The 22,602-nt window shown below is 32.5% G+C and carries 22 protein-coding genes; 10 read left to right on the top strand and 12 right to left on the bottom strand.

The genetic code is table 11. The features are described 5' to 3' along the window. Positions 1 to 8 precede the first annotated feature (8 nt). Both NJT12_RS22390 and NJT12_RS22385 read right to left on the bottom strand, forming a co-directional pair. Positions 9 to 308: a hypothetical protein gene (locus tag NJT12_RS22390; protein ID WP_271338348.1), complete on the bottom strand. Its 300-nt coding sequence runs from the start codon at positions 306 to 308 to the stop codon at positions 9 to 11. A 101-nt stretch (positions 309 to 409) separates the two neighbouring features. Beyond that, on the bottom strand, positions 410 to 1,273 hold the full coding sequence (locus tag NJT12_RS22385; protein ID WP_271338347.1) for a polysaccharide deacetylase family protein: 864 nt from the start codon (positions 1,271 to 1,273) through the stop codon (positions 410 to 412). A gap of 448 nt (positions 1,274 to 1,721) precedes the next feature. On the opposite strand from NJT12_RS22385, the gene tgt reads away from it, so the two are divergent. The 10 genes from tgt (at position 1,722) to NJT12_RS22335 (ending at position 11,968) form a co-directional block, all read left to right on the top strand. After that, positions 1,722 to 2,852: a tRNA guanosine(34) transglycosylase Tgt gene (gene tgt / locus NJT12_RS22380; RefSeq protein ID WP_271338346.1), complete on the top strand. Its 1,131-nt coding sequence runs from the start codon at positions 1,722 to 1,724 to the stop codon at positions 2,850 to 2,852. A gap of 93 nt (positions 2,853 to 2,945) precedes the next feature. Then, a complete protein-coding gene (locus NJT12_RS22375) occupies positions 2,946 to 4,034 on the top strand; it encodes an LptF/LptG family permease (protein ID WP_271338345.1) in 1,089 nt (362 codons plus the stop codon). Beyond that, positions 4,021 to 4,908, top strand: coding sequence for a DMT family transporter (locus NJT12_RS22370; protein WP_271338344.1), 888 nt, complete (start codon positions 4,021 to 4,023; stop codon positions 4,906 to 4,908). The genes NJT12_RS22375 and NJT12_RS22370 overlap by 14 nt, the downstream gene beginning before the upstream one ends. Before the next feature lie 112 nt (positions 4,909 to 5,020). Then, the gene (locus tag NJT12_RS22365) at positions 5,021 to 5,974 is read left to right on the top strand and encodes an acetyl-CoA carboxylase carboxyltransferase subunit alpha (RefSeq protein WP_271338343.1); all 954 of its coding nucleotides are present in this window, start codon (positions 5,021 to 5,023) and stop codon (positions 5,972 to 5,974) included. 140 nt (positions 5,975 to 6,114) lie between these two features. Further along, the gene (gene dnaB, locus NJT12_RS22360) at positions 6,115 to 7,659 is read left to right on the top strand and encodes a replicative DNA helicase (RefSeq protein WP_271338342.1); all 1,545 of its coding nucleotides are present in this window, start codon (positions 6,115 to 6,117) and stop codon (positions 7,657 to 7,659) included. Between the two features lie 132 nt (positions 7,660 to 7,791). Then, positions 7,792 to 8,166, top strand: a complete 375-nt coding sequence (locus NJT12_RS22355) for a hypothetical protein (RefSeq protein WP_271338341.1) — start codon at positions 7,792 to 7,794, stop codon at positions 8,164 to 8,166. Between the two features lie 164 nt (positions 8,167 to 8,330). Continuing rightward, a complete protein-coding gene (locus NJT12_RS22350) occupies positions 8,331 to 8,798 on the top strand; it encodes a hypothetical protein (RefSeq protein WP_271338340.1) in 468 nt (155 codons plus the stop codon). Then, a complete protein-coding gene (locus tag NJT12_RS22345) occupies positions 8,795 to 9,586 on the top strand; it encodes a sensor histidine kinase (protein WP_271338339.1) in 792 nt (263 codons plus the stop codon). The genes NJT12_RS22350 and NJT12_RS22345 overlap by 4 nt, the downstream gene beginning before the upstream one ends. A 111-nt stretch (positions 9,587 to 9,697) precedes the next feature. Further along, entirely contained in the window at positions 9,698 to 10,363 is a 666-nt protein-coding gene (locus tag NJT12_RS22340) for a response regulator transcription factor (RefSeq protein WP_271338338.1), read from the top strand. Between the two features lie 345 nt (positions 10,364 to 10,708). Next, positions 10,709 to 11,968, top strand: a complete 1,260-nt coding sequence (locus NJT12_RS22335) for an asparagine synthetase B (protein ID WP_271338337.1) — start codon at positions 10,709 to 10,711, stop codon at positions 11,966 to 11,968. On the opposite strand, the gene NJT12_RS22330 is transcribed toward NJT12_RS22335, so the two are convergent. From NJT12_RS22330 to thrS, 10 genes are all read right to left on the bottom strand, one after another. Continuing rightward, positions 11,969 to 12,772, bottom strand: coding sequence for an endonuclease/exonuclease/phosphatase family protein (locus tag NJT12_RS22330; RefSeq protein ID WP_271338336.1), 804 nt, complete (start codon positions 12,770 to 12,772; stop codon positions 11,969 to 11,971). It abuts the gene before it with no gap. A gap of 456 nt (positions 12,773 to 13,228) precedes the next feature. Then, on the bottom strand, positions 13,229 to 13,897 hold the full coding sequence (locus NJT12_RS22325; RefSeq protein ID WP_271338335.1) for a helix-turn-helix domain-containing protein: 669 nt from the start codon (positions 13,895 to 13,897) through the stop codon (positions 13,229 to 13,231). A 10-nt stretch (positions 13,898 to 13,907) separates the two neighbouring features. Further along, the gene (locus tag NJT12_RS22320; protein ID WP_271338334.1) at positions 13,908 to 15,677 is read right to left on the bottom strand and encodes a tetratricopeptide repeat-containing sensor histidine kinase; all 1,770 of its coding nucleotides are present in this window, start codon (positions 15,675 to 15,677) and stop codon (positions 13,908 to 13,910) included. After that, positions 15,677 to 17,404: a tetratricopeptide repeat-containing sensor histidine kinase gene (locus NJT12_RS22315; RefSeq protein ID WP_271338333.1), complete on the bottom strand. Its 1,728-nt coding sequence runs from the start codon at positions 17,402 to 17,404 to the stop codon at positions 15,677 to 15,679. Before NJT12_RS22315 ends, NJT12_RS22320 begins: the two co-directional genes overlap by 1 nt. A gap of 162 nt (positions 17,405 to 17,566) precedes the next feature. Further along, complete coding sequence (locus tag NJT12_RS22310) at positions 17,567 to 18,001, bottom strand: carboxymuconolactone decarboxylase family protein (RefSeq protein WP_271338332.1); 435 nt, start codon at positions 17,999 to 18,001, stop codon at positions 17,567 to 17,569. A gap of 77 nt (positions 18,002 to 18,078) precedes the next feature. Continuing rightward, positions 18,079 to 18,651, bottom strand: coding sequence for a Crp/Fnr family transcriptional regulator (locus NJT12_RS22305; protein WP_271338331.1), 573 nt, complete (start codon positions 18,649 to 18,651; stop codon positions 18,079 to 18,081). A gap of 181 nt (positions 18,652 to 18,832) precedes the next feature. Further along, complete coding sequence (gene rplT / locus NJT12_RS22300; RefSeq protein ID WP_056246768.1) at positions 18,833 to 19,177, bottom strand: 50S ribosomal protein L20; 345 nt, start codon at positions 19,175 to 19,177, stop codon at positions 18,833 to 18,835. A 178-nt stretch (positions 19,178 to 19,355) separates the two neighbouring features. After that, positions 19,356 to 19,553, bottom strand: a complete 198-nt coding sequence (gene rpmI / locus NJT12_RS22295; RefSeq protein WP_022827375.1) for a 50S ribosomal protein L35 — start codon at positions 19,551 to 19,553, stop codon at positions 19,356 to 19,358. A 133-nt stretch (positions 19,554 to 19,686) separates the two neighbouring features. Further along, entirely contained in the window at positions 19,687 to 20,244 is a 558-nt protein-coding gene (gene infC / locus NJT12_RS22290; RefSeq protein WP_371296044.1) for a translation initiation factor IF-3, read from the bottom strand. Between the two features lie 16 nt (positions 20,245 to 20,260). Further along, a complete protein-coding gene (gene thrS / locus NJT12_RS22285) occupies positions 20,261 to 22,207 on the bottom strand; it encodes a threonine--tRNA ligase (protein WP_271338330.1) in 1,947 nt (648 codons plus the stop codon). Between the last annotated feature and the right edge of the window lie 395 nt (positions 22,208 to 22,602).

The raw sequence follows: 22,602 nt of genomic DNA, 5'->3' as shown, positions 1-22,602 counted from the left end.
TACGTTTTTTATTCCGTATCGCCTTCACTGTAAAAATTATTTTCCTCATCTTCAGAGCCAATTTCTTCCTGTTTATCGTCAAGTTCTGAACCTGGAATATCTAAATCGTTTCCGAGTTTATCACTGTTTTGTTTCCATTCATGATTGTCCTGACTGATCGTTTTATCGGTTGAAATTTCCTCCGGGTCGATGTCTTCTAATTTGTCTTCATTGCTGTAAATGTCTTCTGAAGCAGGATAATTTAATTCTTCCAGATTTTTTTCGATTTCATTTTCGTTTGCTGGTTTTTTTTCTTCTGAATTTATCATGATTTTTTATTTTTTAAGTATCATATAAAGTTACAAAAATAACAGTTTGATATTCTTACATTTTTTAAATCAGGAAATTGCAGTATTCACATTTCGAAAAATCATTGTGTAATTTTCTTAATGTCGCGCCAGCTAATCAATTGAATGTTGTTTTCTTTTAGTTTTGATTTGCATTCTTCACTTGTAAAAAAATCAAAATCAGTTTGGCGCCATGCTGAACCAAAATTAGGATGATTGATTGTAATGCCTTGCATTTCGAAATCATCAAAAGCGGGATGTAACAGAAAAACATTGAATCCGGGCTGAATGTTGTCTAATGCTTTTGCGTAGGCATGTCGCAATTCGCCTTTTTCGAAATCAGCAAAATGTCCAATCAAAAGATTATCTGCCAAAAGAGTGTTTTCGTAATTGTATTTTTCGTCAGACAAACTTATCGATTCAACAAATTGTTTGTTGATGAAAACAGGTAAATTATAGGTATCTCCAAGGTCTTTATAAATTTCTAAAATTTCAGGAGTAACTCCTACGCTGCACATATGCGAATCGAGATGCGTAGGTTGAATTCCAAATTGTAATGCTCTTTCGATTTGAGCCGTAAGTTCTTTTTTTATTTCTGATAGAATTGCATTGTTTTTAAAATCGGCTCTGGTTTTATAAAAATAACCGTTTTTGTCTATTAAACTTGAAACTTCAGATGCGGGAAGAACTGGGCCAAATTTATAATTTTCCCATTCGCAAGTCAGTGTTAAATGTATTCCGCAATCATAATTTGGATTGTTTTTTGCAAATGTTGCCATTTCAAAAAACCATGCGCAGGGAACCATTATGCTGTATGAATTTACAGATCCGTTTTGAAGTGTTTTTATAGTGGCTTGATTTTCAGAATGTGATAATCCGGCATCATCGGCATGTATGATCAGTAGTTTGCTATTTTCAGGATATCCTAGTTTTTGAGATAAGTTCATGTGTTTTGTTTTTTTGCTCACAGATTTGCAGATTGCTTCACCTGTTCGCTATCTCGGGTGAGCAGATTTTTTTTGATTTATTCAAATTTAAAGATTTCTGGTAGAACTGTCACGTTTTTTTGTGTTAGGGATAGAAGCGGCATCTCCCGATTTAGAAAAACATGCCTTTTTAGCCTTAGTTTTTGTTAATTGGGAATACAGCGGATAGCCCGACCTTTTGGGAACGCCCAAATATTTTGAACTTTAATTTTTTAAATTCCAAATTCCAAATTCTCAATTTCATCTTTTATTTGTTTTAAGTTCGCCAATTCGGCTTTGCCTCGGGTCAGGTTTCAAGTTTGAAAATTGAATCTCAATCTTGATTCGTTATCTAATTATCTAATTGAAAAATTATCTAATTAATTTTCTCTGAAATTAGCTTACCTTTGCCGACTGAAAAAAGAAACAGATGAAGTTTGATTTATTGAAAAAAGATCCGCAATCTAAAGCGAGAGCGGGAAGTATTACTACAGATCACGGCGTAATCGAAACGCCTATTTTTATGCCTGTCGGTACGGTTGCATCTGTAAAAGGAGTACACCAACGCGAGCTAAAAGAGGATATAAATCCGGATATTATTCTAGGAAACACCTACCATTTATATTTACGCCCACAGACTGAAATTCTTGAAAAAGCAGGAGGATTGCATAAATTTATGAATTGGGATCGTAATATTTTGACTGATTCTGGTGGATATCAAGTGTATTCTCTTTCTAATAACAGAAAAATTAAAGAGGAAGGTGTGAAGTTTAAATCACATATTGATGGTTCATATCATTTTTTCTCACCAGAAAGCGTAATGGAGATTCAGCGTACGATTGGAGCTGATATTATTATGGCTTTTGATGAATGTACGCCTTATCCTTGTGATTACCGATATGCACAACGTTCGATGCACATGACCCACCGTTGGTTGGATCGTTGTATTGGTCATTTAGATAAATTACCTTTTAAATACGGATACGAGCAAACATTTTTCCCAATTGTTCAGGGAAGTACTTATAAAGATTTACGTCAGCAATCTGCTGAATATATTGCCAATTCAGGACAGCAAGGAAACGCAATTGGAGGTTTGTCAGTAGGAGAACCAGCTGAGGAAATGTACGCCATGACCGAAGTTGTTTGTGAAATTTTGCCAGAAGATAAACCACGTTATTTAATGGGAGTTGGAACTCCAATTAATATTCTTGAGAATATTGCGTTAGGTATTGATATGTTCGATTGTGTTATGCCAACTCGTAATGCCAGAAATGGTATGTTGTTTACCGCAAACGGAACAATCAATATAAAGAATAAAAAATGGGAAGATGATTTTTCTCCAATCGACGAAATGGGACATACTTTTGTAGATACTGAATATACAAAAGCGTATTTACGTCACTTATTTGCAGCTAATGAATATTTAGGAAAGCAAATTGCCACGATTCATAATCTTGGTTTTTATATGTGGTTGGTTCGTGAGGCCAGAAAACATATCTTAGCAGGAGATTTTAGACCATGGAAAGAAATGATGGTTAAAAATATGAGTCAAAGACTATAAGAAAGTTTCAGGTTTCAGGTTTCAAGTTTCAAGTTCTTCACTGAAACCGGAAACTTGAAACAAATAAAACTTGAAACTTAAAACAAAAAATCTATGCTGACAATAATAGATAAGTATATTCTAAAAAGATATTTGGCCACTTTCTCGGTGATGATCTTATTATTTATTCCAATTGGAATTGTAATTGATGTCTCTGAAAAGGTGAACAAAATGCTGGAAAATAAAATTCCGTTTAGCGCAATTGCGATCTATTACTACAACTTTACCGTTTATTTTGCGAACTCATTATTTCCAATATTTTTATTTTTATCCGTAATTTGGTTTACCTCAAAACTGGCAAATAATACAGAGATTATTGCAATTTTAAGTTCGGGAATTTCATTTACACGTTTCTTGCGTCCCTATATTATTGGCGCGTCTATCGTTTCGGTTTTTGTGCTTCTAATGGGATTTTTTATTGTTCCTGCAGCAAGTGAGGGATTCAATAATTTTAGGTATACGTATCTGAAAGGTAATGGAAAAGTCGAAATGCGAGGTAATAATACCAATGTATACAGACAGATTAATGATAATGATTTTATTTTTGTAAATAGTTTTAATGAAGAGTCTAAAACGGCTTTTAATTTTACATTAGAACATTTTGAAAAAGATCAGTTGATCTATAAAATTACGGCTAGCCGAATTAAATGGGATCCGAAAAAAAAGACCTACACTTTGTATGATTATACGAAAAGAACGCTTGGAGAACTGAACGATAAAATAGAGAAGAGCCCTGAAAAGAATGTGCTTTTTAAATTTGAATTGGCAGATTTAACTCCGGTAGTTTATATTGCAGAAACTCTTCCGTTAGGAAAACTGATCGATTTTATTGAGAAAGAGCGCAAAAGAGGTTCGGGAAATATCAATACTTATTTAGTCGTGCTTTATAAAAAGTATAGTGTACCGGTGTCCGCTTTTATTTTAACAATTATTGCTGTGGCAGTTTCGTCAATGAAACGTCGTGGTGGTATGGGAACGAATCTTGCAATTGGAATTGCGATTGCCTTTTCATTTGTGTTTTTTGATAAAATATTTGGTACTCTTGCTGAAAAATCTACATTCTCACCTTTATTAGCTGTCTGGTTCCCAAATATTGTTTTTGGAGTTTTGGCAGTCTACTTATTACGTAATGCGAAACGATAATTTAAAAAGTTACCTAAATCTTCATTTAATTGTTTTTATATGGGGGTTTACGGCTATTCTTGGGGCTTTAATAACTATTGATGCCGAAAATTTAGTTTGGTTCAGAATGCTTCTTGCGGGAGTTTTTCTTGCAGCTTTTATAGTCTATAAGAAACAGTCTTTTGTAATATCAGCGACATCTTTTGCCAAATTAATTTTTGTGGGATTGTTGATTGCGCTTCATTGGATTTTCTTTTTCAAAGCCATTCATGTTTCTAATGTCTCAATTACTCTTTCGATATTTTCGTTAGGTGCTTTTTTTGCTTCATTATTAGAACCGCTTTTTTACGGAAGAAAGATTTTATTCTATGAAGTTTTTTTCGGTTTGATTATCATCGCCGGATTAGCCTTGATTATGCAAGTAGAAGTAAAATACCTGCACGGAATGTATTATGCTTTGGCGTCGATTATTCTGGGTGTTTTGTTTACTTTAATGAATGGAAAGTTAATATCAGATCATGAACCGTCAGTTATTACGTTTTATGAGTTTGGAGCCGGAGTTTTCTTTATTTCAATTTATTTTTTAATACAGGGAAAATTCACTGCAGATTTTTTTACAATGTCATTAAATAATTGGGTTTTATTATTGGTCCTGGCCTCAGTTTGTACAGCTTATGCGTTTACGGCATCAGTGAAAGTAATGCAGAAATTAAGTCCGTATACAGTAATGTTAACCACTAATTTAGAGCCTGTTTACGGCATTATGCTGGCTTATTTTATTTTGGGAGGAAAAGAGAAAATGAGTACAGAATTTTATATTGGCGCCCTGATTATTGTAATTACAGTGATCTTAAATGGCGTTTTTAAACATTATAAAAATAAGAAAGAAGTGTAATAATTTCCTTATTTTTAAATTACATTTTTATATTTTAAATACGATTTAATCACACCAATGATATAATATTTTTATATTTGCGGTTCGATTTACAAACAAAATTCAAAAATCCATGGAATATTTAGATTTTGAGCTTCCAATAAAAGAACTTGAAGAACAGTTACAAAAGTGTGTTATAATTGGAAAAGAATCTGATGTTGATGTAACGTCTACGTGCAAGGAAATCAACAAAAAATTAGAACAAACTAAAAAAGAAATATACAAAAATCTTACGGCTTGGCAACGAGTTCAGTTATCAAGGCACCCAAACAGACCTTATACTTTAGATTATATCAGAGCAGTTTGTGGCGATACATTCTTAGAACTTCATGGAGACAGAAATTTTAAAGATGATAAAGCGATGGTTGGCGGATTAGGAAAAATAAACGGTCAGTCGTTTATGATTGTTGGTCAGCAAAAAGGTTTTAATACTAAAACACGTCAGTACCGTAATTTTGGTATGGCAAACCCAGAAGGATATCGTAAAGCTTTGCGTTTGATGAAAATGGCAGAGAAATTCGGAATTCCGGTTTTAACTTTAATAGACACTCCTGGTGCATATCCTGGATTAGAAGCTGAAGAAAGAGGACAAGGGGAAGCAATTGCCAGAAATATTTTCGAAATGGTTCGTTTAAAAGTGCCAATTATCACGATTATCGTTGGTGAAGGTGCTTCAGGAGGAGCTTTAGGAATTGGTGTTGGAGATAAAGTATACATGTTAGAAAACACGTGGTACTCAGTAATTTCTCCAGAATCATGTTCTTCTATTTTATGGAAAAGCTGGGAGTACAAAGAACGTGCTGCCGATGCTTTAAAATTGACTTCATCTGATATGAAGAGACAAAAATTAGTTGATGATGTAATACCGGAACCACTTGGTGGAGCACACTACGACCGGGAAACTACTTTTAAAACAGTAGCAGAATATATTACCAAAGGATATAATGAATTGAAAGACTTATCAACAACGGACCTGATTGCCCAAAGAATGGACAAATACAGTAAGATGGGTGAGTATAAAGAGTAAATTCATGTAAAATGATTTAAAATCCGAAGCCTTACAGTTTCGGATTTTTTTTTGGTTATGAACAAAATAGACTTATTTATAAACAATTAATAGTTATAACTCGATAGCAATTTTTTTTTAAATTTTGCTACTTTCGCTATATGGAAAATTTCAAAAATGTAAAACCTGCAAAGGTAGATAAAACCACAATTATTAATTTAGAAAAAGGAAAACTTCCTCCGCAAGTGCTTGATTTAGAAGAAGCTGTGCTTGGGGCGATGATGATTGATAAAAAAGGGGTAGATGATGTAATTGATATTTTACAAGCCGATGCTTTTTATAAAGATGCACACAAATTTATTTTCGAAGCAATCGTTCAACTTTTTACCGATACACAGCCAATTGACTTATTGACGGTTTCGAGTCAGCTGAAAAAAAATGGAAAATTAGAATTAGCAGGAGGAGATTTTTATCTAATTCAGCTTACACAAAAAATTGCCTCTTCTGCGCATATCGAATTTCACTCCCGTATCATTCTTCAGAAGTTTATTCAAAGAAGTTTGATCCGAATTTCGTCTGAAATTATCGAAGCGTCTTATGATGAAACAACAGACGTATTTAATTTGCTGGATCAGGCCGAATCAAAATTATACGAAGTAACACAAGGAAATATAAAGCGTAGTTCTGAAACTGCACAAAGTTTAGTTTTACAAGCGAAAAAACGTATTGAAGAAATTTCTAAACAAGAAGGATTAAGTGGTGTTGAAACCGGTTTTACCAATTTAGATAAACTGACTTCCGGATGGCAGCCAAGTGATTTAATTATCATTGCAGCAAGGCCGGCGATGGGTAAAACAGCTTTCGTACTTTCGATGGCGAGAAATATTGCCATCGATTTTGGACATCCAGTGGCATTGTTCTCTTTAGAGATGGCTTCTGTCCAGTTAATTACCAGGTTGATTTCGTCTGAAACAGGATTGTCATCAGAGAAATTACGTACAGGTAAATTAGAACCTCATGAATGGACAATGTTGAGTACCAAAGTAAAGAACCTGGAAAAAGCTCCTTTGTTTATTGATGATACACCATCTCTTTCTATTTTCGATTTAAGAGCAAAATGCCGTCGTTTGGTTTCGCAACACGGGATCAAAATTATTATTGTAGATTATTTGCAGTTGATGACTGCCGGAGGAAATAGTAAAGGAGGAGGAAATCGTGAGCAGGAGATCTCTACGATTTCCCGAAACTTAAAAGCTTTGGCAAAAGAGCTTAACGTTCCCGTAATTGCACTTTCTCAGTTATCGCGTGCTGTTGAAACGCGTGGATCCAGTAAACGTCCTTTGCTATCGGATCTTCGTGAATCCGGGGCGATTGAGCAGGATGCTGATATTGTTTCGTTCTTATACCGACCTGAATATTACAAAATTGAAGAGTGGGATGATGATGAAGCTTCTTCAACTACCGGGCAAGCAGAAATTATGATCGCGAAACACCGTAATGGTGGTATCGAAAACGTCCGATTGAAATTTATTGGACACCTTGGAAAATTTGATAACCTGGATGATTTCTCAGGTAACTATGACGATTTGCCATCAAAAATGAATCATGAAGAAAACCCATTCATAACTAAAAGTTTGCCATCGCCTAATGAAGCGTTTGGCAGTAATTTAAATGACGACGATGACGACAGCGATGTTCCGTTTTAATCAAACAATTAAGCCTCTTTAAGAGGCTTTTTTTATGTCTAATTGTTAATGTTTTTTGATAAAATTCAGTAGTTTAGCCAAACAATTGATTCCAACAATTGTAAATTAATTAATAACCAAAAACAAATTATTATGTCTAAAGAACAAAATCTTGAAAATTTAGGAGGTGTAGAAGTCGAATTGTCTGTTGCTAAAACCTGGACAGCACATTACCGTAAAGCCAGCAGAGAAGAAGAAGAGGCAGGAAGAAAAACGGATGCGTATCTTATTCCGTTAGCAACTTTAAAAGCAGTATTAGAAAATCCAATAGATGCTGTTCGAGCTTATAAAGCTATTAATAATGCAGGAGAGCAGGTTTTGGTTTTTGTAGGAACTAAACTAGATGAAAAAGGAATCTATAGAGATGTGTTCTTCTCAGGAAATGAAATCGAAGAAGCTCAAGCAGTTACTTACGACGCAACCCGCCCATGTCCTCCTTATGGAGATCCGGCTAGTCCGCTTGTATAATGGATGATTTTTTGATATACTTTGGTTATTTTATTTTAGTAATCAATGTAGGTTTATATTCATATAGCTTTTTTCGAAAGGAAAAAGCTAATGTTTTTTTATTACTTTACTTGGTGTTTTCGCTCTTAGTGCAATTTGGAATGGAATTTCTGTATCACTTAAAAATGAATAATTTAGTGCTGATGAATTTTTATTTTTTAGAACAAATGGTTTTATTGGGATTGTTTTACAGATCATTATACCAGCAGGTAGTTCAAAAGAAATTTGTCTTGATAGCTCTAGGCCTTGCTTTGCTGATTTTAATATCGAGACTTGTTTATGATCCGAGTTTACAGTTTAAATTTAATTTATTTCAAATTACTATCACTTCTTTATTAACGGTAGTTTTTGCGCTAATTCATTTTTATAACATGCTTACAGAAAATAAACAATATTATTATCTTACAATAGGGGTTATTGGTTATATGTTTGGAGGAACGGTTTTATTCTTACTTGGTAATCTAACCATCGGATTAAGTGACGATTTTAAATATCTTAGCTGGAGATTAAATGCTTTTTTATTTATTGTTTATCACTTTTTTATTTTATTTGAATGGGTAAAAAGTTTTTCCAAAAAGGGGGTTAAGGTATGAGAGAAAATCTTGGTTACGAGAAAGAAATAGTTACAATTATTTTGTACACCTCTTGTTTTCTAATGGTTGTTGCAGTTTTTTTGGTAGTGTTCTTTTATTTTTCAAGAAAAAAAATCATTCAGAAAGAATTAGAAAAAAGAGATTTAGAAATTTATCTGAACAAAGAACAATTGCATGCTGTTATTATAACTCAGGAAGATGAGCGAAAACGAATTGCCCAGGACCTGCATGATGATATTAGCTCTAAACTTAATATTGTTTCATTGAATGCACATTTGCTTTCTGCACCAAATCTAACTGAAGCCGAAACAAAGGAGATTACAGAAAATATTATCAACCTGACAGCAAAAGCATTGGAGAATTCCAGAAAAATTGCCCATAATTTATTGCCGCCGGTTTTTGAGAAATTTGGGCTTAATGCAGGTATAGAAGAGTTATGTGAAGAATTTGAAAGTAGTAAATCTGTAAATGTAAATTATACTAATGAGCTGGATTTAGATGATAAAGACATTGATCGCCATTTGCATGTGTTTAGAATTTTGCAGGAATTAATGAACAATTCATTACGTCACGGAAAAGCAACTCAAATTTGGATAGCTTTTAAAAATGTAAATGGAATTAATACCTGTAATTATGAAGATAACGGAGTTGGCTTTGATAGTAAAAAAGCTGATAATCAAAAAGGACTAGGAATGAAGAACATTGATAGCCGAATTTCTTTTTTAAACGGAACCATTAATTTTACCGCTGAAATAGGAAGTGGTTTTGCCGTAGTTTTTACTTTTTAAGCTAAAATTCAAGAAACAAACATGATTTTTAGCCAATATCTTGGTATTCTTAGGTCGTTTTCGTTTCATATTTTGTAATTTCGGCAAACCAAACGACCAAAATCAAATAAAATGAGTGCCGCTATTAAAATTGCTTTAGTCGATGACGAAGTTTTATTCCGCAAAGGAATTGCCTTCTTATTGCAAAGAGAAGATAATATCGATATTATTTTTGAAGCATCCAACGGAGAAGAACTTCTTGCTAGTTTAGAAGATAGTTTATTCAAACCGGATATTATTGTGATGGATTTGAAAATGCCAGTCTTAAATGGTGTCGAAGCTACAAAAATCATCAGAAAATCATATCCTGAAATTAAAATAATAGCTTTAACAAGTTATGATTCAAAATCATTTATTGCAAATATGATTCAGGTTGGAGCAGTTGCATATTTAATAAAAAATACAACTCCAAAAGATTTGATCCATACAATCAATCAGGTAGCAAAAAAAGGATTTTATTATAATGAAAATGTTTTAAAAACAATTCAGGAAACTATCGTCTCCACTAAAAATTCAAAAGGAAATTTAGAAACAAGTTTTCTTTCGCCCCGCGAAATAGAGATCCTTCAACTTATTTGTCAGCAAAAAACGACTACAGAAATTGCTGAACACCTTTATTTAAGTCCGAGAACTGTAGAAGGACATCGTAACAATTTACTGCTAAAAACAGAATCCAGAAATATTGCGGGATTAGTTGTGTACGCAATTCAAAATGAAATTGCTGTCTTAACAATTTAATTTTAGCTTGTTAAAAATTGAATTGACAATACATAATACAAAATAATACTTAGTACAAGTAAGCATAAGCCTATTTTTTGCATCACATTAAATCCCTTTGGTTGATTATTACTATCATTAAACTTCATGGTTTTGGTTTGTCATTGATTAGTTTGATGATCTGGGATAGCAAATGTAGTAATAAAATATCTTTGGCAAATAGGTGTTTTTACCTGATTTTCAGAAGTGAAGAAATAAAATTCAATTCTGTGTAAAGGCTTATTTAACATTTATTGATTTATAAAACACCTATATCTATTGTGTTTTTTAATGCTTCCTTTATATCTTTACTAAAATAATTTTATAATGAATAAGAGTTTAGCTTGTATTTTCATATTTCTACTTTCATTAACTGCAAAAGCATCGTTTATCTTAATTCCGATGGACGAAACGACACAACAAAATCACCTAAAAGCATACGGAATAACCTATTGGTGCTTAAGTAAAGATTATAAGGCAAGTTGGTTGCTTAATTATCGTGGAGGTTCATTTTTACTTCCGGATGCAGATGAAATTCGCAAAGAATGTAAAATTAGAGGTGTAAGTTTTGAAGTACTCTCAGATAGTGAAGAAGCTTCTATTTTAAATGATATTTCAAGTCCGTCACAAAATATGGAATCCGTTATTTTAGAGAAAGCACCTAAAATTGCAGTTTATACTCCAAAAGGAAAACAACCCTGGGATGATGCCGTAACATTGGTTTTGACGTATGCGGAAATTCCTTTTACGCCAATTTATGATGAAGAAGTTTTAAGCGATCAATTGCTGCTTTACGATTGGTTACACCTGCATCATGAAGACTTTACCGGACAATACGGGAAATTTTATGCCGCATATAAAAATACACCGTGGTATATCGAACAAAAAAAGGATGCCGAAGCTCTGGCTGCAAAATTAGGATATAGCAAAGTATCACAGGAAAAAGGCGCAGTCGCAAAAAAAATTAGAGATTTTGTCATTGGTGGTGGTTTTATGTTTGCTATGTGTTCTGCAACTGATAGTTTTGATATTGCACTTGCAGCAGATGGTGTTGATATCTGTGAAGCAATGTTTGATGGAGATGCAAGCGAATCGAATTACCAGTCAAAATTAAATTACGCAAACTCGTTTGCGTTTAAAGATTTTGTATTAGAAAGAAAACCAGAAGTTTATGAATTTTCGGATATAGATATGACCTCGAAACGTAGAATTCCTATGGAAAAAGACTATTTTACATTAATGGAATTTTCTGCAAAATGGGACCCAATTCCAAGTATGTTGTGTCAAAACCATACGCAATTAGTAAAAGGTTTTATGGGACAGACAACATCCTTTGATACAGCATTAATAAAATCTAATGTATTAATAATGGGGACTTGTGAACTTAACGGTGAATCAAGATACATTCATGGTGAAAAAGGAAAAGGTATGTTTACCTTTTTTGGAGGACACGACCCTGAAGATTTTCAGCATCAGGTAGGAGATCCTCCAACAGTTTTAGATTTACATCCCAATTCTCCCGGATATCGTTTGATTTTGAATAATGTTTTGTTTCCGGCAGCAAAAAAGAAAAAGCTTAAAACGTAATTACTTCAAAGAAAATTCAAACCAAATAGGAATGTGATCAGAAATTCTTCGGGCTTCTTTCAAAGAATTAAATTTTGTATAAAACGGAATTATACCTGAATTAATATAAATCACAGAATCTGTTTTATAGAACATATTATCAAACTCAGATGCTAAACAAGTTTCATTGATGCATTTCTGTTTTAATGTCGTTTTTTGTTTTTGTAAAATAGGAGAGTAACCCATCTTTTTCAACGGATTAAAAACAGTGTGTGATTGCGGGCAATTAAAATCACCTGTAAAAACAAGATTCAAATTGGGATATTGGAGCGGTAGAAATTTAAAGTATTTAATTTCTGTTTCCGGTTGCTTACTTTTTGTTATAGCATGATAATTAACCAGTGTTACTGTCTTTTTTTCAATCTCGAAAGTTGCAAAAAAAGGTTCACGATCAATTTCCAGATGATATTTTTTTTCCAGCCAGGTATTCCCTTTTAGTTTTACCTTGCTAGTTTTCCATAAAAAAGCATAACGTTCAGTTTTATAGCTGGTACCACTTGTAGGATCACTAATTGCATAATCCCATTTTGAACCTTTTTCATTCAGTATCATTGCGAGTTTTGCGACAGCCTGAGCGCCTCCATATCCGGCAACAACTTCCTGAATTGCTATAATATCATATGATGCAATTGTATTGACAATAAAATTTAATTCAGATTCAGATTTTGATTTTCCAAAGTTCTCTAAATTCCAGGAGAGGATTTTAGTTTGCGAAAAGGTAAGGCAAGTAAAAAGTAAGAGAACAAAACTTAAAATATATTTCATGCAGTATTTAAAAATTCAAATATAAGCATTTCAAAATTTTATAATAATTGTTTCTTCTTACTTCAGCACATTTTAAATAAAAACGGCCTGCCTGTTAGTTTTTTTTAAGAAGCAATCGATTTAATGCTTCTTATATCGGTTTTTTAGAGCAGTTCCAATAATTATTATCTGCAAAACAAGCAAAGCAGGTATAAATATGATTTTCCAATCTACCTCCAGCCATCCTGTTTTTTCCGAAACGAAAGCAAAACTTAATGATAGGAAAAGACAAAGTAACATCGTTTTCATTATAATTTTATTTTTAGTAGTATTAATTTTTAAGTTATAAACTTGTTTTAAGCTTCTACCAAAACTAATTTTAGGTTTAGGTTTCATTAGGTGGTTAATAAATTCTAAACAAAATTAAATGTATTATAAATCATTTCCTTACGGGAATCCGTAAAAGCACTATAAAATTTACACCAATCCAAAATCTTTGGCAATAGCAATAAGATGCACATTATTGTTAGCCTTAAAATATATTTTTAATTTATTGATTCGTTTTTCAATACTGCTCGTTCCGTTAGGAGTTATAGATGAAGCCTTAAATTCACTTGATATATTCTCTAATATATATCCCTGAGCCAAAAGTTTTAAGATTGAAATGTCGTAAGATTCGATCTCAATTAAAGCCTTGTCATTAAAACTAAAAGACAGATCAGAAGAAAGTATTTTCTCTTCATTTCTAAAAGTTCCCTCAATAGCTTTTTTCAATTCAGAAATGCTGTTTCTTCCTTTAGATACATATGCATTAATCCCTAAATCGTAAAAAAGAGATTTTATGCGATAAGATTTGTCTTCTATCGAGAATACAATTTTTTTTAATTTGGGCTGAACAGCGTTAGCCGCTTCAATAAGTTCTTCGCCGTTAGAAAGATTTATAGTACGATGATCAGATTTAAACGATAAGTCACTTATCAGTAAATCATAAGGTTCCTTTTCAATCAAAGCTCTTTTGATTTTTAATAAACCATCGTCACAATATTTAACGTGATCAATTGTAGGAATATTTAAGTCTTCAAGTACTTGAATAACTGCTATACTTATACTATCTAAATCTTCGGCAACTAATACTTTTTTGAACATACGATTGTGTTTATAAAGGAAATGAGAAGCTTAATCTAAAGCCTTTTTCTGAATTATTGTCAAAAATAATATTTCCATTTATAGTTTTAATACGGCTTTCCACATTTTGTAGTCCATTTTTTAAATTTAGTACTTCATTTTGAGTTCCAAGCCCGTTGTCATTATAAATTACAGTCAAATTTTTGTTGATCATTTTAAAAGAAATACTGACCAATGTCGCTTTACTGTGTTTTTTCATGTTCGAAAACAGCTCCTGTATAATTCGATAAAGAATTATTTTTTTATTTTTTTCGATTTCGCTCCAGAAAATCAAATCAAATCCATTCAGTATTATATTTACATCAGATGTTTTGTAACCCGATATCATTTCCTTTAATGCGATGTTATAATTATGATCAGTAATAATAGGACTGTTTTCTTTAGAGATGTTTCTGGTTCTCGAATAAATATTTTCAAGATTATTTAGCAAGTGTTCTTTGTTTTCGCCCAGTTTAAGATCTGTGCTTTTTGCAAAATTCAATGTAGTATAGACATCATTAGCAAGTTCATCGTGTAATTTTTTAGAAATACGCATTTCACTTTCCAGAATTGCATGATTCTTTTCTTTTTTTCCTTTAGTAATCAAATGAAAATAAAGAAATAAACTTAGTATAGAAGTAAACAAGATAATGATATAAGAAACGATATTTCTGTTTTTCTGTCTTTCTAACTGCAATTCATTTTCTACTTTTTGTTTTTTAAGCTGAAGATTTTCAGTTTTATCTTTTTGGGAAGTATATTTAATATTAGAAAATTGATTCCTTGCTTGTTGTCTTGCAGCAGTAATGCTATCAATTATTTTGATATAATTTAAGGAATATTTTTTTAATTCATTTCCCTCGCTATTTTTAATTGCTAAGGACAAAGCATTAGTTAAGTCAGATACATTTTTTGTTTTTATAGCCTCTCTATATGTTTTTTTAGCGTAATGTTTTGCTAATTTAGGATTCGTTTTTTCAAAAAATACAGCAAAATGCTTAAAGCTCAAAATTAATGATTCCGGTGTTTTGTGTCTTAGTCTTATATTTAGAGCTTCATAAAGTAGCTTAGAGGCAGTTTTAGAATCACCTAGTTTGTAATAGCAGAACCCTAAATTATCAATTACATAAGAATAATTGTCATAATCAATTTCTTCATGCTTAGAAACCCGTTTTTGAGTTGATAATATTAAAAGGATTTTTTTGGCTTCCCTATATTTTTCCTGATTCATATAAACCGCTGCCAGATTATTTAAAGCAATATATTTTCTCCAGGCACTTGATTTTAAGGAAATCGCTTTCTTAAAATAGACTATTGCATTATTATAGTTGTAGCTATTAGTATAGTTTATCCCCAATTGATTGTATACAATCCAGGAATACCTTGGGTTTTTAATATGTTTTAAACAAGGTAATGCCGCAGTAGCATTTGCTTCACTGGCGATATAATTCCCTTTGCTCATTTGCAGTTCAGAAAGACAGGATAGTGCATATACATAATCGATAGTATTTGTATGAGGATCGCAAATGTTTTTGACTTTATTAAAATAGAAATAGGCACTGTCTATTTTATTAGAGTCATAAAAAAGATCCGCCATATCTGTAAGTTTTTTTATCTCAACAGAATTATCTTTTTTACTTGAGATCGAATGAGTTTCTTTTTTGTAATAGTTAAGTAAAAAAAAGATTGCTCCCAGTAACAGTATTGCTACAGGATATTTTAAAAAGCCTCTATTTTTTAGTAGATAAGTTAACTTTCCCATTATTGTAAAGGAAATTTAAAAAAAACTTTGAAACCTTTATGAGGAGCAGAATCAATATTAATTTCTCCGTGAATATTCAAAATCCGATTTTCAACATTATGAAGTCCATTTTTGAAAGTTATACTATTAAGATCAACACCTTTCCCGTTATCCGTATAATTGATAATAATGCTTTCATCCGAAATTTTAAAATTAATTTCGACTATTGAAGCATTACTATGTTTTTTCATATTGACAAGTAATTCCTGTAAAACCCTGTAGATCGTTGTTTTAGTATTTTTTTCAATATCATGCCAGTTTATAGAGCCCAATTTATTTATAATAACACTAATTTTTGGTGTACCAAACCCGGCAATCATTTCCCTTAATACCAAAATATAATTTTTATCAAAAATAATAGCGCAATTTTCTTTCGACATATCAGATGTTCTGGAGTAAATAGCATCTAAATTATTTAGTAATTTTGCTTTGTTTTCGGCTAGAGCTAAATTCTTGTTTTCGGCAAAAGCCATAGTATGATAGATATCGTTCGCAAGTTCATCATGTAGCTTTTTTGCAAAGCGAGTTTCGCTGTTATAAGTAGCTTCAATTTTTTCTCTATTTCCCCTCAGAGTTAAATAGAAATAGAGAATTGTGAGTAAACTTAAACTTAAAGCAATAACAACATAAGAAACTATATTTCTATTTTTTTGTTTTTCCAGTTGTAGTTCATTTTCTGCCTTATAGGTTTTAAGTATGAGATTTTCATTTTTTTCTTTTTTAGAATCGTACTTAATTTTGGCAAATTGGTTTTTAGCTTTTTGTTTTGCTTCAAAAATACTGTCAACTAGATTGACATAAATAATCGAATGTTTTTTTAATTCTTCACCAGAACTATTTTTGATAATTAGTTTTAAAGCAGAGAGTCTTTCATCAGCATTATTTATAATACTAAATTGCTCATAGCTTATTAACATGTATCTTTTGGCTAATGCAGGATTAATTTTTTCGTAGTATTTTGCAAAATGAAGATAGCTTTTCCCTAGATCAAAGGACCATTTTCCCTTTTGTCTTATTTCAAGACTTTGGTTAAAAGAATCAATAGCCTCCTTTAAATTATTTATTTTAAAGTAACAAAATCCTATATTATCCATTACTTTGGCATAAAACCGATCGTCGTTTGTTACTTCTTTTTTTTTAATTAGAGAAAGAAAAATGTCAAGAGACTCATAGTATTTCTCCTCTTCCATTAATATAACTGCAATATTATTTTGGGCTGCTAACTTTTGCCATGGTTTTATTTTTAATCCTAATGCCTTTTGATTGTATAGTATTGCCTTTTTATAATCATAGGTGTTTAAGTAATTAATGCTTAAAGTAATATAAGTATTCCATGCGAGGTCATGACTCTTCGTATATTGCAGATATTTTAAAGCCTCAATAACCGTAGATTCACTCCCAGTATAATCCCACTGAGATTGTTGAATATCCGCCATTCTATTTAAAGATCTGACGTAATTTTCTACATCCGTTTTAGGGTTGCAAATAAATTTCACTTTATTGTAGTAGTAGAATGCGCTATCAAATTTTTTAGTATCATAAAAACGATCTGCGATACCAATTAATTTTTCAACTTCAGGTTTTGTGCTTTTTTTGGTTGTGATATTTTTACTTTTTTGCTGGCAGGAAACAAAGGCAAAAAAAGCAAGAAATAGATATATAAAGAGACGCATTATATGTGGTTTCATGCGCCAAAAGTAAAGAATTTAAGTTCTTAAAAAAGAGTATAAATACGGTATTTTGTTTAATTTTAAAAATATTGTTTGTCCTGATTTACAATTATATACAGGCGGTGTGTTAGTATTTGTAAGTAACGCCTGTATATTAGTGTAAAACCTGAATTCTTAAAATTACACAGCTCTTAGTCCTGTTGCTATTGCTAATCTGTTCCATGAATTAATAGTGATAATAACCAGAATGATCTCAGCTAAATATTTGTCTTCAAATAAGCGGGCTGCATTTTGATATACTTCATCAGAAACATGATTGCTAATCATAGTAATTTCTTCGGTCAATGCTAGAATTGCTTTTTCTTCTTCAGTATAAACGTCAGCTTCACGCCATGCATTTAATAAATAAATACGTTTTTCGGTTTCACCATATTTTCTGGCATCTGCCGTGTGCATATTAATACAAAAAGCACAACCATTTATTTGTGACGCACGAATTTTTATTAACTCCTTATGAGTAGAAGTTAAAGAAGTAGTTTCACTATATTTTTCTAAATTAATTAAAGCTTCATAGGCTTCCGGAGCAACTGTTGGGATAACGATTCTTGGTTTCATTTTACTTGTTTTTTAATGTTGATACAAAGTTGAGGCATATCTGCTTAAAAAAACTTGAACTACTTCAAGAAATACAGTTATACCTTTCCGGCACGTATTTTACTCATGAATTCAGCAGAAAAATCGAGATAGGAGGCAAGCATATATTGCGGGACACGTTGTACAAATTCCGGGTTCAGATTGTTAAAGTGATGATATCTTTCTTCTGCTGACATCGTAAACAAAAACTTAATACGCATTTGAGCAGCGCCAAATGATTTTTGAGCAACAATTCTAAAGTAACGTTCCAGTTTTGGAATCTGAATAAGAATGGCTTCTAGTGTCGCTTTGTCTAAGGCAATTACCTCCGACTTCTCGACAGCTTGTATGTAGAAATGGGAAGGAATCGTATTATGATAACTTAAATAATCTGTAATCCACCAATTTTCGATTCCAAATTGAAGAGTTTGCTCAGTTCCTTTCGAATTTATAATGTATTGTCGCATACAACCTTTTATAATAAAGTGCAATGTATCACAAACTTGACCTTCCTGTAATACGAGTTCTTTTCTTTTAATGGTAGTGACGTTCAAACAAGATTCTAAAATATCAGCTTCAGAAGGTTCTAATGTTATAAATTTTTCAATATGTTGCAAAAGTGCTTTATGCATGTTTATGATTTAGATTATATGCAAATGTACTTTTTAAAATCGTTTTTAAAATTTAGAGTTAGTTTATCTTTTTATATCATTAACTTAATATGAAAAAATACTGTATATGCAAAAAGCCATTCGTGTTAACGAATGGCTTTTCTATGATAAGTAAGTAATCTAAATTGAGTTTATAAAACGTTTATTTTACTTTGTTAAGTATTGCTTTGAAAGCTTCAGGGTGATTCATTGCTAAATCTGCAAGAACTTTACGGTTCAATTCGATTCCGTTAGCTTTTACTTTCCCCATGAATTGAGAATAAGAAATTCCTTCTAATCTAGCTCCAGCGTTGATACGTTGAATCCATAAAGCACGGAAATTTCTTTTGTTTTGTTTTCTATCGCGGTAAGCGTAGCACATTGCTTTCTCTACTGCATTCTTAGCAACTGTCCAAACGTTTTTACGTCTACCAAAGAAACCTTTGGCTTGCTTCATTATTTTTTTTCTTCTTGCTCTTTTTGCAACTGAATTTACTGCTCTTGGCATAATTTTAATGTGTTTTTGTAGCAGGCGTCCTGAATTAAATCAAAGGAACTTAAAAGCCATACTCCAAGGTTATATAAATAATTTTTAACCTAAAGAAAATCTTTAGTCAAAGGTTTAAAAGTCAAATGTCAAAAGTTTGAACTTTGCAACTTTAAGACTTTACAACTTTAAACTTATATTAGATAATTCTTAACTGTTGTTTGATGCTTTTCATATCTGTTTTGTGAACTAGCGCTGAATGTGTCAAAGCTAATTTACGTTTTTTAGATTTTTTAGTCAAGATGTGACTTTTAAAAGCATGCTTTCTTTTAATCTTTCCAGAACCAGTAACTTTGAAACGTTTCTTGGCGCTAGATTTTGTTTTCATTTTAGGCATTTTTCCTAGTGTTTTAATTTATTCTTACTTACTTATATTTTCAAAAGCTTTAGGCTTTAAGCTTTAGGCTTTAGGCAAAAGTTTACAATAACAATTTGCTTAAATCTTAGAACTTATTGCTTATGGCAAATAATTATTTCTTTTTCTTCGGAGCAATGAACATAATCATTCTCTTTCCTTCCAAAACTGGCATAGCTTCCACTTTACCGTACTCTTCTAAATCTGTAGCCAAACGCAGTAATAAAATTTGTCCCTGATCTTTATAGATGATAGAACGACCTTTAAAGAAAACGAAAGCTTTTAATTTAGCACCTTCTTTTAGGAACTTCTCAGCATTCTTTCTTTTAAATTCGTAATCGTGTTCATCTGTTTGAGGACCAAATCGAATCTCTTTTACTACAACTTGTGTCGACTTTGCTTTTAATACCTTATCACGTTTCTTTTGTTCGTAAACAAATTTCTTGTAATCCATGATTTTACAAACCGGCGGCTCAGCATTTGGCGAAATTTCAACCAAATCCAATTCGAATTGATCCGCTAAACGTAAAGCCTCTGCAAGCTTAAATACACCTGGTTCGATGTTCTCGCCTACTAGTCTTACTTCTTGTACACCACGAATAAGGTTATTTATTCTGTGTGCATCTTTTTTTTCTACTCGAGGTTGATAACCTCTGTTGCTTCTTATTGCTATGACTTTATAATTTAAGTTAAACTGTAAAAACTTTTAATGTCTTTTTTATTTCTTCGTTTACAATAGCGACAAATTCATCAATTGTAACTGTAATATTCCCTTTTCCTTCTTGACCGTGACGACGGATCGAAATAGTTCCGTTTTTCTCCTCTTCCTCACCTACAATAAGCATAAACGGTATTTTTTGCATTTCAGCATCTCTAATTTTCTTACCAATAGTCTCGCTTCGGTTGTCAATTAGGGCGCGAATTTCGTGATTTTCTAGCAAATCTAAAACTTTTTTAGCATATATTTCGTATTTCTCGCTCAAAGACAAGATTATAGCCTGTTCCGGCATTAGCCAAAGTGGGAAATTTCCTGCTGTGTGTTCTAGTAAAATTGCTATAAAACGTTCCATCGATCCAAAAGGAGCTCTGTGAATCATAACAGGGCGATGTAATTCATTATCAGCACCTTTATAAGTCAATTCAAAACGCTCAGGAAGATTATAATCCACCTGAATAGTCCCTAATTGCCATTGTCTGCCTAAAGCATCCTTAACCATAAAGTCAAGTTTAGGGCCGTAAAAAGCAGCTTCGCCATATTCAACAACAGTATTCAGTCCTTTATCGGCTGCAGCATTAATAATTGCATTCTCTGCCTTCTCCCAGTTCTCGTCAGAACCAATATATTTGTCCCTGTTTTCCTTATCTCTTAATGAAATTTGAGCAGTAAAGTTTTCAAAGCCTAAAGAACCAAATACATAAAGAACCAGGTCAATTACTTTTTTAAACTCTTCATCCAATTGTTCAGGAGTACAAAAAATGTGTGCATCATCCTGGGTAAATCCTCTAACACGAGTTAAACCATGCAATTCGCCAGATTGCTCATATCTGTAAACAGTACCAAATTCAGCATAACGCTTAGGTAAATCTTTATAAGACCAAGGTCTTACATTATAGATTTCACAGTGATGAGGGCAGTTCATAGGTTTCAATAAAAACTCTTCCCCTTCAGCAGGAGTGTGAATAGGTTGAAAACTATCGGCACCATATTTTGCATAATGACCAGAAGTAACATAAAGCTCTTTCTGTCCAATATGTGGAGTAACTACTTGTTCGTATCCGGCTTTCTTTTGTGCTTTCTTTAAAAATTGCTCCAAACGATCTCTAAGTGCAGCGCCTTTTGGTAGCCACAAAGGTAAACCAGCACCAACTTTTTGAGAAAAAGCAAATAATTCAAGTTCTTTACCTAATTTACGGTGATCACGACGTTTAGCTTCCTCAAGAAGTTCAAGATATTCAGTTAAATCTTTTTGTTTAGGGAACGAAGTTCCGTAAACACGAGTCAACTGTTTGTTCTTTTCATCACCTCTCCAATAAGCGCCGGCAACACTCATAATTTTAAAAGCCTTGATGATTCCGGTATTCGGGATATGTCCACCTCTACATAAATCAGTAAAAGTAGCGTGATCACAAAACGTAATAGTTCCGTCTTCAAGGTTAGAAATCAACTCAGTCTTGTAAACGTTGTCCTTATATAGTTCTAGTGCATCTGCTTTACTAACAGGGTGCATTTTAAATTCGTGTTTCCCTCTTGAAATCTCAAGAACGCGATCTTCAATCTTTTTGAAATCAGCATCAGTGATTTTCTGGTCTTCAAAATCTACATCATAATAGAAACCGTTTGAGATTGCAGGCCCAAGAGTCAATTTGATTCCAGGAAACAATTCCTCAAGCGCTTGCGCCATTACGTGCGAAGTCGAGTGCCAGAAAGCTTTTTTTCCTTCCGCATCATTCCATGTATATAAAATAAGACTACCGTCGGTCGTCAATGGAGTTTCGGTTTCTATTGTTGTACCATTAAAAGATGCCGAAATCACGTTTCTTGCAAATCCTTCACTAATGCTCTTAGCAACCTCCATCGGAGTTATGCCAGAAGCAAACTCTCTAATTGACCCGTCGGGTAAAGTAATCTTAATCATTGTTTATAATTTTGTGAATGCAAATATAAAGCATTACAAAAACACATACAATATATATATACATGTTTATGCGATAATATATATGTTAGTTTTGATTAGTAATACAAAGGTATATTTGGGTATTATATAAGGTAAGATTTCCATCGCCCAATCCGGCAGGTTTTCAAAACACGTAGGGTTTGTTTTTACTACCTATATATAAGAGTGGTTTTTGTCCGGCTGAGAGATCCTGATAGTTTTTTTAGAATTTGAGTTTTTTAGAATTTGGGTTTAATAAAGATCAGGAGCTATTTCCCGCTATCCGTTCCAATCTTTTGTGCCGAACCCCGACACAAAAGGATTTTCACTACTATCGGGGCTAGGGCAGTAGTTTTCATGAGAAGAACATTTGCAAT

Origin of the sequence: Flavobacterium azizsancarii (assembly GCF_027980145.1) — a bacterium.
Taxonomy (GTDB): domain Bacteria; phylum Bacteroidota; class Bacteroidia; order Flavobacteriales; family Flavobacteriaceae; genus Flavobacterium; species Flavobacterium azizsancarii.
Note: the sequence above shows the minus strand (reverse complement) of the source record. Positions and strands in the feature narration are given on the sequence as shown.

Bases quoted from the DNA above. Each gene is read 5' to 3' on its own strand.
- NJT12_RS22330 (WP_271338336.1), bottom strand. From the start codon at position 12,772: ATGAAATATATTTTAAGTTTTGTTCTCTTACTTTTTACTTGCCTTACC.
- NJT12_RS22325 (WP_271338335.1), bottom strand. From the start codon at position 13,897: ATGTTCAAAAAAGTATTAGTTGCCGAAGATTTAGATAGTATAAGTATA.
- rpmI (WP_022827375.1), bottom strand. From the start codon at position 19,553: ATGCCTAAAATGAAAACAAAATCTAGCGCCAAGAAACGTTTCAAAGTT.
- NJT12_RS22305 (WP_271338331.1), bottom strand. From the start codon at position 18,651: ATGCATAAAGCACTTTTGCAACATATTGAAAAATTTATAACATTAGAA.
- tgt (WP_271338346.1), top strand. From the start codon at position 1,722: ATGAAGTTTGATTTATTGAAAAAAGATCCGCAATCTAAAGCGAGAGCG.
- thrS (WP_271338330.1), bottom strand. From the start codon at position 22,207: ATGATTAAGATTACTTTACCCGACGGGTCAATTAGAGAGTTTGCTTCT.
- dnaB (WP_271338342.1), top strand. From the start codon at position 6,115: ATGGAAAATTTCAAAAATGTAAAACCTGCAAAGGTAGATAAAACCACA.
- NJT12_RS22345 (WP_271338339.1), top strand. From the start codon at position 8,795: ATGAGAGAAAATCTTGGTTACGAGAAAGAAATAGTTACAATTATTTTG.
- NJT12_RS22385 (WP_271338347.1), bottom strand. From the start codon at position 1,273: ATGAACTTATCTCAAAAACTAGGATATCCTGAAAATAGCAAACTACTG.
- NJT12_RS22390 (WP_271338348.1), bottom strand. From the start codon at position 308: ATGATAAATTCAGAAGAAAAAAAACCAGCAAACGAAAATGAAATCGAA.
- NJT12_RS22355 (WP_271338341.1), top strand. From the start codon at position 7,792: ATGTCTAAAGAACAAAATCTTGAAAATTTAGGAGGTGTAGAAGTCGAA.
- NJT12_RS22320 (WP_271338334.1), bottom strand. From the start codon at position 15,677: ATGGGAAAGTTAACTTATCTACTAAAAAATAGAGGCTTTTTAAAATAT.
- NJT12_RS22370 (WP_271338344.1), top strand. From the start codon at position 4,021: ATGCGAAACGATAATTTAAAAAGTTACCTAAATCTTCATTTAATTGTT.
- NJT12_RS22365 (WP_271338343.1), top strand. From the start codon at position 5,021: ATGGAATATTTAGATTTTGAGCTTCCAATAAAAGAACTTGAAGAACAG.
- NJT12_RS22310 (WP_271338332.1), bottom strand. From the start codon at position 18,001: ATGAAACCAAGAATCGTTATCCCAACAGTTGCTCCGGAAGCCTATGAA.
- NJT12_RS22375 (WP_271338345.1), top strand. From the start codon at position 2,946: ATGCTGACAATAATAGATAAGTATATTCTAAAAAGATATTTGGCCACT.
- NJT12_RS22350 (WP_271338340.1), top strand. From the start codon at position 8,331: ATGAATAATTTAGTGCTGATGAATTTTTATTTTTTAGAACAAATGGTT.
- NJT12_RS22335 (WP_271338337.1), top strand. From the start codon at position 10,709: ATGAATAAGAGTTTAGCTTGTATTTTCATATTTCTACTTTCATTAACT.
- NJT12_RS22315 (WP_271338333.1), bottom strand. From the start codon at position 17,404: ATGAAACCACATATAATGCGTCTCTTTATATATCTATTTCTTGCTTTT.
- NJT12_RS22340 (WP_271338338.1), top strand. From the start codon at position 9,698: ATGAGTGCCGCTATTAAAATTGCTTTAGTCGATGACGAAGTTTTATTC.
- rplT (WP_056246768.1), bottom strand. From the start codon at position 19,177: ATGCCAAGAGCAGTAAATTCAGTTGCAAAAAGAGCAAGAAGAAAAAAA.